The organism is Litoreibacter sp. JB4-2 (assembly GCF_055693445.1).
The window spans coordinates 1,838,482-1,852,847 of sequence record NZ_CM146334.1 but is presented as its reverse complement, the minus strand read 5'-3'; the positions used below and the strand labels follow the sequence as shown (position 1 = coordinate 1,852,847).

Annotated in this window: 10 protein-coding genes; 1 reads left to right on the top strand and 9 read right to left on the bottom strand. The window is 55.2% G+C overall.

What is annotated here, in order from left to right; all coding sequences use genetic code 11:
• Nucleotides 1-259 precede the first annotated feature (259 nt).
• The 9 genes from ACZ1G7_RS09225 to ACZ1G7_RS09185 form a co-directional block, all read right to left on the bottom strand.
• Nucleotides 260-826 carry a hypothetical protein gene (locus tag ACZ1G7_RS09225; protein ID WP_472663521.1) on the bottom strand — a complete coding sequence of 189 codons (567 nt, stop codon included), beginning with the start codon at nt 824-826 and terminating at the stop codon, nt 260-262.
• Between the two features lie 221 nt (nt 827-1,047).
• Nucleotides 1,048-2,229 (bottom strand): VWA domain-containing protein, encoded by a 1,182-nt coding sequence (locus tag ACZ1G7_RS09220; protein WP_472663520.1) that lies wholly within the window; start codon nt 2,227-2,229, stop codon nt 1,048-1,050.
• Entirely contained in the window at nt 2,222-4,444 is a 2,223-nt protein-coding gene (locus ACZ1G7_RS09215; RefSeq protein WP_472663519.1) for a DUF5682 family protein, read from the bottom strand. The genes ACZ1G7_RS09220 and ACZ1G7_RS09215 overlap by 8 nt, the downstream gene beginning before the upstream one ends.
• The gene (locus tag ACZ1G7_RS09210; RefSeq protein ID WP_472663518.1) at nt 4,444-5,523 is read right to left on the bottom strand and encodes an ATP-binding protein; all 1,080 of its coding nucleotides are present in this window, start codon (nt 5,521-5,523) and stop codon (nt 4,444-4,446) included. The genes ACZ1G7_RS09215 and ACZ1G7_RS09210 overlap by 1 nt, the downstream gene beginning before the upstream one ends.
• 11 nt (nt 5,524-5,534) lie before the next feature.
• On the bottom strand, nt 5,535-6,890 hold the full coding sequence (locus tag ACZ1G7_RS09205) for a DUF5691 domain-containing protein (RefSeq protein WP_472663517.1): 1,356 nt from the start codon (nt 6,888-6,890) through the stop codon (nt 5,535-5,537).
• Nucleotides 6,883-8,259 (bottom strand): SWIM zinc finger family protein, encoded by a 1,377-nt coding sequence (locus tag ACZ1G7_RS09200; protein ID WP_472663516.1) that lies wholly within the window; start codon nt 8,257-8,259, stop codon nt 6,883-6,885. Before ACZ1G7_RS09200 ends, ACZ1G7_RS09205 begins: the two co-directional genes overlap by 8 nt.
• A gap of 343 nt (nt 8,260-8,602) precedes the next feature.
• Nucleotides 8,603-9,268: a hypothetical protein gene (locus ACZ1G7_RS09195; protein ID WP_472663515.1), complete on the bottom strand. Its 666-nt coding sequence runs from the start codon at nt 9,266-9,268 to the stop codon at nt 8,603-8,605.
• 328 nt (nt 9,269-9,596) lie between these two features.
• On the bottom strand, nt 9,597-10,943 hold the full coding sequence (locus ACZ1G7_RS09190; RefSeq protein ID WP_472663514.1) for an ATP-binding cassette domain-containing protein: 1,347 nt from the start codon (nt 10,941-10,943) through the stop codon (nt 9,597-9,599).
• A gap of 753 nt (nt 10,944-11,696) precedes the next feature.
• On the bottom strand, nt 11,697-12,275 hold the full coding sequence (locus ACZ1G7_RS09185; protein ID WP_472663513.1) for a LuxR C-terminal-related transcriptional regulator: 579 nt from the start codon (nt 12,273-12,275) through the stop codon (nt 11,697-11,699).
• Nucleotides 12,276-12,325: 50 nt separating this feature from the next.
• Between ACZ1G7_RS09185 and ACZ1G7_RS09180 the strand changes: the two genes are divergently transcribed.
• Complete coding sequence (locus ACZ1G7_RS09180) at nt 12,326-14,227, top strand: sensor histidine kinase (protein ID WP_472663512.1); 1,902 nt, start codon at nt 12,326-12,328, stop codon at nt 14,225-14,227.
• Nucleotides 14,228-14,366: the final 139 nt, after the last annotated feature.

The window sequence follows — 14,366 nt, the reverse complement described above, 5'->3', positions numbered from 1 at the left end:
ATTTGGCTGATATCCGACTCAATTGCCCAGCTTACTACAATAAAATCAGCGCCTTGGACGCGATTTCCCTAAGTTCGTTAGCAGGGAATTTTATTTTGATATCAGAGAATTAATAGGGACGATCAGGGAAGAATGACTGCACCTAGTCTTTTCAACACAGAGACATAGAGGATGACTTTCCTAAATTTTCAGAAGCCGTCATTCGAATGAAGTGCAACGAAGGTCTCCTGTGAGCCCGTTCCGACCATAACTGTCATACCTAAAGTTTGGTGGTTCGCCTTGTTGCTGCCTTTCGATAGGCACCAAGACCAAACAAACCACTGACGAGTAAAATTCCACCGGCTGGCAATGGAACAGTCGGCAGCTGTGGGGGGCCAGAATCGAATGGTCCATCACCACCATTCTCAATTGCACTGAAAAGTAGTGAGCCGGCTAAGTCAGTTGCCTGCAGCGCACCGAAGCGTTCAATCTCGGTGGGGCCGAACCCAAGTGTCAAAGAAAGCCTGCCTGGTAGTGGTGTGCTGTTGACTACATTGGCTGAAAAACTTGCGGACGTGATCTGGCCATCAACAACCGAGAACGCGTTATTTGTTACGCTGGTAGGGACAGTTAGGAACTGTACTGTATCCAACCCAAATGCGACGGAAGACACCGTGATCGCGGTGGCGGCCTGATCGTTGGTGTCGTCGGATAGGCCAGAAATTGTTCCGAAAACATCCACGAACCCATCCGAAAAGGAAAAGCCGAAATCCAAAGTTGCAGCGAAACTTGATGTAGCCGTTACGAATGCGATGCAAGCTGCACTTGCGAGCTTCAAAAGTTTCAAATGAGCATTCCTTCTGTTCCAAAATGTGAGAGAGTCGCGCGACGTTTCAAAAAATTAAAATTTTCGAACTGGGTGAGCTTAGCTTCTTTAAATCATTGAGTCCATTCAAGGTCAGGTTTGTCCCGCTTTTGGTGCATTGCGTGGCTATGGTTGCATCTTGGGGGTGACGGTCCTGGGTTTTGAGACAACACGCAGAAAGGTCTTCGATGGAAACCGGTGGATTATGGCGTGGGTTCGACCTCTCGGGAGATTGCTTTGATGTCTTCGGATGCGGCCCAGTTGTGAATGTCGTCGCGTCTGAGTGCTGTGGCCATGAGGTCGGGGAACTGATCGGGTGTGCAGGCAAAGACGGGTGCGCCAAGGGAGGCGATCTTGCCTGACAGAATCGGGTCGTAGAAGGGTTTGCCTTCGTCCGACAGCGCCAGCAGCACGATCACATTCACGCCCGAGGCGATCAGGCGCGCGACGCGGGCCACCAAGGCTTGAGCATCGCCGCCCTCATAGAGGTCCGTGATCAGGATCAAATGGGATTTTGAGGGGGCTTCGATCTTGTCTTCGCAATAGGCCACCGCTTGGTTGATATCAGTGCCGCCGCCCAGCTGGACCCCGAAGAGAACCTCGACGGGGTCCTCCAATTGTTCGGTCAGATCTAAAATGGCGGTGTCGAAACAGATCAGTTTGGCCTTCACCACCGGGAGGGACGCCATCACGGCTGAAAAGATCGAGGCATAGATGACCGAGCGCGCCATTGATCCCGATTGGTCGACGCAGAGGATCACCTCATCAAGGTCTACGATGCGCCGTTGCTTGCGCATGAAACCTACGAGCCTTTCGGGAATGACGGTTTGGTGCTGGGGCTGCCAGGTGTGCAGGTTTTTCTGGATCGTGCGGGGCCAATCGATGTCGGAAAACCGTGGGCGATTGGTGCGACGGGATTTGTCCAGCGCGCCGCGCAACGCCTCGGAGGTTTTGCGTTCAAGCCGTTCCATGAGCTCGGCCACGACTTTGGCGATGACAATTCGGGCGGTGTCTTTCGTCTTGGCGGGCATGACATTGCGCAAAGAAATCAGGTTTGCCACCAGGTCGATATCCGCCTCGACGGCTTGTAGGAATTCAGGCTCCATCAACATTTGCTGAAGGCCAAGGCGCTCGAACGCGTCTTTTTGGACCACCTGGACAACCGGGGATGGGAAGAATTCGCGAATGTCACCCATCCATTTGGAGACCGCCGGGGCAGAGCGTCCTAGCCCACCCTTTCGCCCGTTGCCTGGGCCGCCCGGATCACCATCTGGGCCGCCATAAAGCAGCGTGAGCGCGGCTGAGAGGCGTTGGTCGGATGGCTCGAGTTGATCCTCTTCGCCGCCAATGGCCAGGCGCCAGCGCCGTTCGCGTGGGTCATTCATGGCGTGCCCCTTTCGCGAGGAGGTCTTTGAGAAGGTCGAAATGCGCGGGCCAGAGTGCTTCGGCATGCTCGGAGAGGACCCGTCCGGTGCCGGAGGGTTTGCGCCCGAACAGGGTATCCAGCAGGCGTTGCCGTTCGGTTTTGTCCAAGCCGGAGAGCACCCGGCGCAAGAGCGGCAAATGCTCTGTGAAGGTCTCATCGTCTAATGCGATGAGCCAGGCGTCCACGCAATCGCGCAGGGTTTGATCATAGAGCAATCGTTGGCCTGCGCCCTCAAAGAAGCCTTCGAAGAAGGCGGCGGCATCGGCCACGGCAGTGCCCGGAGACAACATACGCCCCAGAAGTGCGGTGGCCGCATCTGGTGTGAGAATGTCGGCCTCATACAGCAGACGGGCGGCTGTCCCCATGACCAGGCGGGACGCTTTGTCATCATGGGCCAGTTTTCTGAGCGCCGCGGTCCAGCCGTCATTGAGCGCAGGGGTGAGGTCTGCCAGCTGGATTGCCCCATGGGCGCGGGTGACGATGCCGGCAAAGTCCCGGGCGGCCTCGGCATCGAGACTGCGCGCGGCGTATTGCAGTTGGAGCGCGCCTTGCGTGGCGATCCGCTCAAACAGGGCGCTGAGCTGTCCCAAATCGGTTTTGCGCGCTTTGCCGTAGCGGATGATATCCACCATGGCGTCGAGTGAACCCAAGAGCTCGCGGCAATCGCTGGTTTGAGCTGCGCGGAGATCAAGTCGCACGATGCCGCTGTCGGCGGCTTGGGGGAGTTGAGCAGTCAGGGCAATGAAGACCAGATCGGCCAGCTCGGGCAGTGCCGATGCTGCGGTCAGTTTTACGGTCAGGCGGCTTGAGGCGGCTTGCTCGATGCTGGTGCCGTAGACCAGGTTTTCGACCAGCTCGACGGCGTATTCCGGCTCCCAACGCAAGGTCCAGTTCTCGCGAAACGTGCCGCGTGAGCGTCCTACATCGCCGAGCTGGCCCCATGGCACGTCCAATGCGAGCAACCGGTGCAACAGCGTGGACCGAAACAGCCCGCTTTCAGAGCGCAGATCCAAAGAGAGGGGTTTTTCCAAGGCCTCTGGCTTTAGCCGCGCTTTTTTCTGTTGGCGTTGCAAATCTTCCAGAAGCGGTGCGGCAGGCACATTGTCGGGTATCGCGCCGACCTCATTGCCAAGGACAAGACGGGTTTCGATCATCTGCCACAGGATTGGATCGCCGTAGCACAGGCAGGCGATGGTGGCCTCTCGCAGTTCTTCGAAGCCGGGTCGCGGGCGACCGCGCACAGAGGCCAGCGAGGTGGCCAACCGTTCGGTTTCAATCAAGGAGGCCGTGGAGACGATCTGGCCTTCTTCGCGCAGAATTCGGGCGATGCGCACCACCCAGATCGTGGCTTGCTGGTGCCCTGGGTTGTCCCAGAGATGCTTGCACCAGCCCGGCGCTGCCACGCCCGCCCCATAGCCGCTGCCAAAGGACAGACGCGGTGAGGTCCAGGGGGCCCAAGTGGCGGTGATCTTTGCGCTGGGCGCGCCTTTCAAAAGCGCACGGTCATCTTTGAGCGAGTGTTTCGCCTGAAGCGCGGGGACGTGAAAGGCGCCACATATGATGGCAATCGGTCCCGTGGCAGCTTTGGCGGATTTCGCGATCTCGAGGCGCATATGGGCCTCGCGGGCGGCGTCGCGGTGCTTTAACGGGCCTTCGTTTTCGCGCAGGGCCGTCATGGCATCTGCCACGGCGGCAAAGATCGGACCGGGATCAGGGTTCTCCTCGATCACATCGCGCCACCAGCTTTCGCCGTCCTCATAGCCTGCGGCATGGGCCAAAGCGCCGATTGGATCACGCCTGATGCTGTCCGTCTCGGGCGCGTCTATGTCGGCGCTGTCTTCTGGGGCCGTTTCGGGCAAACGCCAGGCGACGGGAAGGTCAATGTAGCGCACGGGCACGCCTGCCGCGAGCGCCCAGCGGATGGCTTGGTACTCCGGTGAAAACACCGCGAAGGGCCAGAAGAATGCCTGTTCCGGCGCGTTCTTGGGATAGGCCAATTGAGCGACCGGAGGCACCATTGCATCATCGGCCAAAAGCGCCAGCTGATCGGACAGATCAATCGGTCCCTCGATCAGAACCTCTGCGGGCTGCAAGGCGTCTAGGGCCTCAACAACGCGGCGCGCCGAGCCTGGGCCATGGTGACGGATGCCAAGATATGTGATCTCGGCTGGCATTACAGCAGATCGGTCAGCACGCTGTAATAGTCGGAATAGTCCCGCCGGCTTTTCAAAACCGTTTCCAGATATTCTTCGAGAACGGCTTTGTCTTGAACGGGGTCTTTCACGATGGCGCCCAGAACTGTTGGGGCCAGGCCTTCGGCGGAGAGGTCTCCATCGGCGAAATAGGTCGCATGGGACAGACCGCCTACCATGACGGCGATGGCCTCGGCGGTTGAAAGCGTGGCCGAAGGAGATTTCAGAGTTGTCTTGCCATCCAGGGTCTCGCCGTGGCGCAACTCGCGGAAGATCGACAGAATCCGCGAGACTTCGGCTTGCACGTTCTTGGGCGCGGGAAGTTCGAGCGAGGCGGCCATTTCGCCCACGCGTTTTGTCACGATGGCGATTTCTTCGTCCATGTCATCGGGCAATGGCAAGACGACCACGTTGAAGCGGCGTTTCAAAGCCGCCGACAGGTCGTTTACCCCTTTGTCGCGATCATTGGCGGTGGCGATCACGTTGAAGCCGCGCGTGGCATAGACCGCCGAGTTGAGCTCGGGGATGGGCAGCATCTTTTCGGACAGAACCGTGATCAACGTGTCCTGCACATCCGAGCCCATGCGGGTCAATTCCTCGAGACGGCAGGTTTTCCCCGTTTCCATGGCGCGAAACAGGGGCGTGGGGACCAAGGCCTCGCGGTTGGGGCCTTTGGCCAGAAGTTCGGCGTAGTTCCACGAATAGCGAACCTGGTTTTCGTCCGTTCCGGCGGTACATTGGATGACCATGGTGGAATCGCCTGAGACGGCTGCGGCCAGATGCTCGGACACCCAGGATTTCGCAGTGCCTGGCACGCCCATAAGCAACAGCGCCCGGTCTGTGGCCAGGGTGGCGACGGCAGTTTCAATCAAACGGCGCTGGCCCACATATTTCGCAGAAATCTCGGTGCCGTCTGTGGCGCGCCCGCCCAGCAGATATGTCACGACCGCTTGCGGAGAGAGCATCCAGCCCTCTGGTTTCGGCGCATCATCGCCCGCCTTGAGGGCTGCAAGCTCGGCGGCATAGGTGTCCTCGGCGGGGAGGCGAAGCTTATCGGACATGTAATCTCCTGTCACAGCGCCGCATTCAGGCGCAAAATAGTAAGGCGTGGATCGACGCTCATGACACCGGCATCTAGCAAGCGCTGGAGCAGCGTTTGGGCTGTCTCGCGGGTGCTGATGAGGCCAAGATAGTGCAAAGCGTCGGCGATGAGATGGTCTTGGTTGCTTTGATTTTGGTCGCTTGCCAATTTCAGCAGTTCTGGCAGAGCTTTGACCTTCGCCATCATGCCAGGCTCAAGCATGGTTTCGGGGGCGGGGCACCAGGTCCGGGTCTCGGTGAAGCGCCAGTCATCGGTGAGCAGGACGTGCAGGCCGAATTGTGTTCGGCGCGCGGGCTCGAGGCGGTCCATGAGCGCTTGCGGCACCGATGATTTGTCCTCGATGATGCGTTCAATCAAGCGCTCGACATGGCTGTCTTTGCCAGAGACCGCGATGACATCTGCGAGCGCTTCGGTGGCGTGCCCAAGGTCCCACATCTCGATGACGTCATCCGCAGACACGTCCACAGCATTTGCGATATCCAGCAGAGAGACCTGTCCAAAGACTTTTTGACGGCGTTTGCGTTGGGCGTCGTTTTTCAGTTTGCGCGCGGAAATCGCTTTGCGGCGGGACAGAAAGCCTGCCCGGCTGATCTCGATGAAATCGAGCAGCTCTTGCGCCGCGTCGCCGCCCGAGCCTGCATCCTCGCCCAGCCGTGCGCGTTGCACGCGGATGAAATTCTTGACCTTCGCGGACCTGTCATTGGCAAAGCTTTCCAGCAGGTCTTTATCGGTTCCGGTCAAATGCGACCGCAGGCATTCGAGCAGTCGGAGCCGTTGATCCGCCGCGAGGGTCGGCGCAATCTCAGCGATCAGCGCGCGCGCGGCCTCCGGGTCAGTGCCATGTAGAGCGGTCAGTTCCCGGTGGCGCGAATGAGCCGGGAAGCTACCCCAGGCCTCGGCATTGAGGATATCATGTTGGTCTTGGCCTGCGGTATCTTCTAGCCAATCCAGCCAGGTGTCATAGGCGGGCGGTAGGTCTGTGTCGGTTCGCTTTGGCATCCAGTCCACGGGATTGACGCCATAGCCGCGCGACGCGATCAGGCGGACGAGATCACCTGCGGGCATAAGTTTTGCCTCGAGCGCACGGCGAAATTGTGGGCGTAGGGTTTCGGCCAAGGGGGGCAGAGCAAGCGCCGGGATTTCAGGGCGCAGGGTGATGTCTGATCCAGATGCAGGGCGCGTGGCGATGCGACTGAATTGCCCCGTAAGTGCCAAGAGCGCCAGATCGTCAAAGCCCTGCCACTCGGGCGGGCAGGCGTTTTCGGTCTTGCCACCGGTCATGAAGCACGCCTTCAGCGCGTCGATATCGCCCTGCAGCTTATCCATCTAAAGCCACGCGCCCCCATTTGGTCTGCCCAGACAACAAAGTCAGGCGGGTGCCGTCCCAAAGAGCGGCGGCCTTGTCCAACACCAATCCGGTGATGGCGTGGGGCGGGGCTTGGTCGATTGGAAGCTTCAACGCGCCATCAGCCGCTACCCACCAAGCGGTCCCGTTTTGCGTCACCGCAACGCGTCCGGCCGGCAACAAGACCGGCGCGAGATCGGCCCACGGTATCTGGGCCTCAAGACGCGCCGCATCGGCCAGAGGGGCAGGGCTTGCTTGGGGCCAATCGAGGGGCGCGCAGGTCGACCGCGTGTCGATCAGGGCGCGCAAGGGCGCTTGGCCCGGGTAAAACACCAGCTCGGCATCGAATTGGTCGCCATTTGCAAATGCCCCGGACCTGCGTCCCAGCGAGGCGGGGAAGAAGTCCAAAAGCAGCGCGTAGCGCGGACCGTCTGTGCCCAAATTCAGCAGCCAAGTGGACTGACTGACCAAATCATCGGGGCGTGTGGTGATCTGCTCGCCTGCAACTTCCCAGGTGCTTTTGACCCGAAAGGCGTCTGGATTGCTCAAGACGGATTCAGATGTCTCGGAGCTGGCAATGGCGCGTCTGATATCGGGTGATTTCGGGCTCGCCCGGTAGGCGCGGACCAAAATGATGAGCTTGCCCAACCCCACAATCAGGGCGTCCAGGCGATCCTCGCCGGGCAGGGCCATTAGGCGGCCGGGCAATTCGTCCAAGCGCCCCGCAAGGGCGCCTGCTTTGCCATCCACCATGCGCGCTGCAATCGCGCGGCAGCGGCCTGTTAGATCATTCAGTAACGCGCCCAACCCGCTGCGCAACTGGTCCTCGATCCACAGCTCAAGATCATCTGTGGCGCGCAGAATGGCGGCTTCGGTCTCCTCCGAGCGCTTTGCGGCTGCGGCTTCGCGCCGAGCTACGGCTTTGGAATCCTCTGGCGCGTCGGGCTCGGTCGCGCGGGCCAGCGAGATATCTTTGCCCTGGCTGGAGGGCGTTTCGGTTTTGGCAGGTGATGTTTTGCGCCGACGCCCCAGCCAATCCGTCACCCATTCGGGCACATCCGGAACGGCGCTAAATTCGGTTGGGCTTTCGGCGTATATCCACATCAGCGCCAAAGCATGTTTGCAGGGGAATTTCCGAGACGGGCAGGTGCATTTGCAGCCGTGATCTGACAGATCAAATACCGTGCGATACGGGTTCGCCCCCGAGCCCTGGCATTCGCCCCATACAAAATGCCCCGTGACATCGATCTGGCGCACTGGCCATTTGGCGGCTTTCGTCAGCTTTGACGCCGCTTTGAGCGAAGCCTGATCCGGAGCAAGCGCAGTGACGGTTTCGGTTGAGATAGCCATAGGGTGATGTTCGAATTGTTCGGCGGGATATAAACACATGCACCGTGACAGCAATATGGCATGGGGCAAGCAATTTGATCTAAGCCCCGCTGTGGGTTGTGGGCTGGGATTAGTTTTACAAAACCTAAGCGGGGGCTATTCGCGGCTGTGGAAAAATGGCGGCTTGGCGTCCATGCGTCACGCATGGGGTCAACCACGGATGACGGCTATGTGGAGGAAAGCGGACTATGCAAAGTGTTTGCGAATGGCAGGTCCGAGCCCAAACTGTTCCATGCTGCACTTTACATGAATGTCAGTTTTGGGAGCATCGCCACGGAATGCGACCATAAATTATTCACACTGATTAAGGTCCCATCATCGCACTGTCTAGGCCTCTTCTAAGGAATAATTCCCAAACCGCGAATACAAGCAAAGATAGAGGCACGAACACCGTCGGGAGGCCAATATTGGACAAAAAATGCACTAACACCGATAGAAGCAAAGCGTTGGAGACGGTCATCGAAAATACCTTGGTTTGATGCGAACTTATTCTATCCGTGCTGAAGAAGCGTCCTGCGTTCTTTGATAGATCATTCGCCCAGCTGCGACTCCAAAGCGACCATGTTGATATCGAAACGATAGCTACAAAAAATACAGCACCCGCAACTATTATAAAACTATTTTCCAAACACTCTACTTGTGCGTCTTCGTCGTACCAAATGCAAACACCAACATCTCTCAAGTCTTGTAACGACGGCCGAACTTTCAAAAATGAAACAGCCTCTTGTATCGAAAACAAAACAAACAATACAGCCCCAAATGTAAGAATGCATGAAAAGGAAAGGCTTGTCCATTTACCTAATGTTAAACTTTCTCGCAAAATTAGTCCCTCTTGATCATAAATCTTACCGGGAGAAAAAAGACAATGATACCAAACATATGGTAGCAGCCCGGCGAGTATAAAAAAGGCAGTAGAAAAATTTGAAATAAATAGTGGAAGGCCGACTGCAAGTAGTGCCATGGCGGACAACAGAAAGGGCGCCCTTGCCAATCGGATCGGATGGTCTGGAAGTTGGAAAACTCTATAAAGCCATGCAGAGAGTATTGCACACATGCCTAGGATATATAGAAGGACCGTCAATGTAACAAAGGATCTTTCGGGAGAAACCAAACCACTGATCTGGGTCATAGAATTATTTGCGATGGTGAGAGCCCCGGTACCGGCTATTAGCCAATGCAGTCGAAACCTGTATGCTGCGGGTTGTGAGCGAGCAAAGTCTAGTTCCCATTTCGATATTCTTTCCCATACACATCCCATCTAGATATTACCTCCAAAATTCTCGATTCAGTTGTAATTTTCAAAAAATTTCTTCGAGCTGCATCCTAATCGCTGAGTTAGACAAGTCTTCATGCGAAACAACTGATAGTCCACTCTTCTCTAATTCCTGCAGCAACGAGCTGGCTTTTTGCGTTTCCGGCGCCTTAACAAGCAGCCAACCGCCAAGATTGACTATCTGACAGCCTGCGAGTTCTATGGCACTCAAGTCAGCTTCCTCGCCGCTCAAAGCAAACCGAAAGAGCTTTCCATCAAACACAGAATTATGCACTTCGGCAGAAATTATTTTCTCGTCAGTGATGAGAATTACGTCATCAGAGAAGCGTTCTGAGTCTATCGCGTTGTGTGTAGAGAAGAGAATTGATGTCGTTCGAACTCGGCGTCGGGTTAGTCTATGCATGTCCATTAAGAAACGAACGCGGGCCTGCTCATCGAGTGGCGCTAGTGGTTCATCAAGTATCATAAGCTTCGGACGCAGTATACTGCCGCAAGCTAGAGAAATTCTAAGCCGTTCACCTGTGGAGAGTTGGTCCCACGTTCGACCTATTAAGGTCTCAAGCGAGTAACGATTGACTGTTAGGCTAACTGAAATTCTTCTAGTCTTCGGTCCGTGGCCCGCCGCGGCGGCGTATCCATACAGGGTAGTAAGGAGATCTGTCTCTAATCTTGGTGGACGCGCAGCCAAAAAGAATATATTTCGTCTCCGTAAGGCCCAATCGATTGTCTCCTTAACTTGATCATGTTTCGAGGTCTGGCTGTTCTCGTCAATATTTGGCATCAACACGTTTCCAGATGTAGGTGCTCGAATTCCAGCGGCAATTGTTAAGAGAGTTGTTTTCCCCGATCCATTTGGTCCGCAAAGGGCAACTAGCTTTCCAGTTTCAATCAATACATCAACGCTCCTCAAAACTGCGGTTGAATGACTAGTATTATGTTTTGTAAAGAACGAGATATCTTCCAAATGAAGGACGGTTTGAGAGCTGCTAATGCAAATATCGGATTTAATCTCAGATGGAGCCTCTGGCTTCAGTTTTGATGACAACAACCTTTCAAGAGTATTTTTATTTGGTCGCGCTTGAGAGGATGTCAGAATCTCCTTTAACACACCTAGGGAGTCGTCTGGCAACGATCTTGAATTAGGTGCAGAGAGCGGTCGCCAAAAATCATCAATTTTCTCGGCGAGTTCTTCTTCCACTAGCTCTATGGCGAGCTCGAGCGTAACCTCTTTGGCCTTAGCCGCGGATACTCCGGAGCAAATTAGTGAAATTGTTTCTTCTATAGCCTTCTCGACCGCCTCTCTTGAGGGCGCCTCTTGCATTACAATATTTTTGGAGAAAAATCCTAGTAGTCCAAACAGCTTGTCTTGCATTCAGTCAAACTCTCTCAAGAATCAATTTTTCGATGCCTTGATGCATGCGCCTTGGTCAATGTTACCAACAGTCACCTGAAAACGAGTAGACTTCAAGAGACCCCCATTGCGAAAAATAGTGATCTTAACTCAATCTAGCAAGGCGATCAATTTAAGGGTCGTACGGTCTATTTGTCTTGGCAAGGCCTTACGAGAATAGCATTGCAGACATTCAGGTTGCGAACATCAACGGCAGCTTTGTCCCGCATTGCGGACATTCGCCGCAGTAGCGCAATCTGATGTAGGGTGAACTTACAGATCGCGGACGAAGCCGCCGTTCCACATGCCGGAATTAACGTCCGCTATGCGCGTTTTGCGACAACATCGATACGCACCAAGGCGGAAAGGCAGACATACAAGCGCTGAATTTTGACCTCTAAGACGCGGATGCTTGAGGTGCCAAGCGCATGAACTACCAGATATTCCTTAGCAGCAGACCTAACCCTATCTGAAAATCTCATCACGAAACAGCGATAAGCCGATGCCTTCCCCGAAAGCTAGTGTCGGAGAGTTTTGCATTAGCTGACCTATGCAGCCTGACGCAGGCCTAATGTACTAAGTTACCCATCGCATATAGTCGAATAAGGGTATCAAAGTCAGGTCTGTCGGTCCCAGGATGGGGTGTTTCCCTCATTGCAACGGGGAGGTTAACATCGGAGGCTGATGGCGCAAGCAACAGCGTTAATCAAAACTCATTGAAACCTAGACGCGGAATTAAAGCAGCCCCTCTCGCAAAGCATAAGAAAGCAACTGAGCCATAGAATGAACGCCGAGTTTCGCCATCAATCGCGTCCGATGATTGTCGACAGTTTTTGGACTAAGGGACAGCCTATCGGCGATCTCCGCGTTGGTGTTGCCCTCGGCGATGAGATGAAGAATTTGACGCTCCCGCATCGTGATCTCGGGCCGCTCATCAAGGCTTTCCATAACACGAAGAACCGCTGGCGTAAAAGCACTTCCACCTTCGAGTATGAGCGAAAAACACCTGTGCATGTCGTCTGTCGGACAGCTCTTGAAAGCGATACCGTCCACACCCGCAGCAATCCATTCAGCCAAATGCCCACGTGCTGTCACACCAGTCACAAGGCAAACACGGGTTTCAGGAGACCATCTGCGCACTTCAACAAAGACCTCCATTCCGCGCGCCAATGGCATGTCGCTATCGAGCGTCAAAAAGTCAGGGGAATGCGTTTTGCACAATGTGATCGTTTCCAATCCATCATTCGCCTCGGCGACAAATTTGGTATGCGGGATCTCGGCCAGGATGTTCCGCAAGGCTGTACGAACAATCATGTGGTCATCTGCGAGCACAACAGTCCGATATTCAGTTGGGGTCCCAACCGGTGAATCCACAACGTATCCTAACTTTCTACACAAGTTGGATCGCGCTGATCCTGCTGTTGGTTTCATTCGCCGACATGAGCTCAGCGCGAGCAGATGAGATTAGGTTATCAGAAATCCCAATAGTCAACCTCCTAGAAGAATTAGACTATTTCGAGGCCGCGGGACGCACGCCTGAGGGGGCGACAACAATTGAGTTTACAATCGTAAACGACACCGCAGATGATGTCTTATGGCACTTTCGGACTGAGATGCTTAGTCCGCTTGCTTTCGAATTCCACTTTGAGCGTCAGGAAGCTCCAGTACTTCAGTCACCATTTAGATCCAGAACGCAAAAGTCGCATGCCAGTCAGGGACCAATTCTGAGTTCCGGGCTCATAGCGATGTCTACTGACGAGCGGGTCAAGGTTCGGGCCGTATTCGAAGCACCCCCAGGGCCGGAACTCTTTCCAATAAGCATTTTGTCCAAAGAACACTACGACTCTCAAAAACAACATCGGCTCTTGTCCCATGGTATGTTTTGGGGGGCGATGATGACCTTTGTTGTCCTTTTTCTGCTGTCGCCGAACTTTCTGTTGAATGCCGCGTCGAATTGGTTCGGTGTCTACCTTGCATCTATGGCACTTCTGACCCTGCACGCGCACGGCTACAGCTTGAACATCCCTTCCATCACGCCAGACAACTATTTTCTGGTGACCCGGATCCTCCACACCTGCGTCATGCTGTTCTACCTGCTGTTCATCCTGGCGTTCCTGAAGGCCAAGGACGCCTACCCAACCTTTTGGAAAGCGGTATGGGCTTTCATCATAATCGGAACGACGATTGCTGCTCTGGAACAGCTTCTTGCGAGTGAAGGGTTTCAGGCTATCGCAAATCTGGTTCCTCTGAGCTTTCTTATATTCGGGTTTTGCGGCGCCTATATTGCGGTGCGCGATCGGCTGCATGGGGCGCGGTTCTTTATGGCCGGTTTTGGACTGTTGGCCGTCGGCGGAGTGATCAATTTCTTCGCGAGCCTGCCCGGTTTTGCGCTTTGGAATGCCCCGATTGACCAGGTGACGCTTTTGATTCAAACGACCGACGCGCTTGTCTTTGGCGGGGCGATCCTGAATCAAATATATGGGCTTCGTCGTGCCCGCGATCACGCTGTAGACATCCAGCTGTCAGAAACGCAGCGCAGGCTTGAGCTGAGCAATGAACTTCTGGCCAAAGAGGGTGATCTGCGCAGAGCGCGCGACCTTGCAGAACATCATCGTGCAACCCTTGCCTCAACCAGCCATGACCTCAGGCAACCCATCGCCTCTTTGCGGTCATCTCTTGAAGTGGCCAAGGATCGATCTCCGCAGCTGGCCGAGGAACTGTCGGCAGGTGTCGAGTTTCTGGAACGCTTGCTAGGGCAGACACAAGCGAACACGCGATCGGGAACACACACGCAAGACGCCACTGACTCTCTTGATCAAATTGAAGCCGTCGACTTGCAAGTCATATTGCAGAATGCGCAACGCATGTTCGCGCCGGAGGCGGCCCAAAAAGGCATTGACCTAAAAATTGTCGATACTTCTGTGTCGGTTCATGTGCCTACGATTGATCTGATCCGGATCGTGTCCAACCTGACATCGAACGCGGTGAACTATACATCCTCCGGCACTGTAGTCATCGGTGTACGAAGACGCGCCGGAGCTGCGGCCATAGAGGTTTGGGACACGGGTGACGGCATACCGTCAGATCAGCTTGAAGGCGTCCTGCAACCCTATGTCAGAGGGTCAACATCAGGCATGTCTGCAGGCGAAGGATTGGGGCTCGCCATCGTGAAAGAGTTAACTGATCAAAACAACTTGACGCTAAAGGTACGCAGCACGCCCGGTAGGGGAAGTGTTTTCATCGTGGACGGGCTTGTCGTCGCCTGAACCTCCATCCTGCTGATTGCCTTCCGCTTCAATCGATCTGATAACCGGCAGGTGTCCACACTTGGGAACACCGCCCGATATGAGGTGTTTACCCCATAGGAATACCCCACAGACTGGTTAACTTGCCTCACAAGGGCGC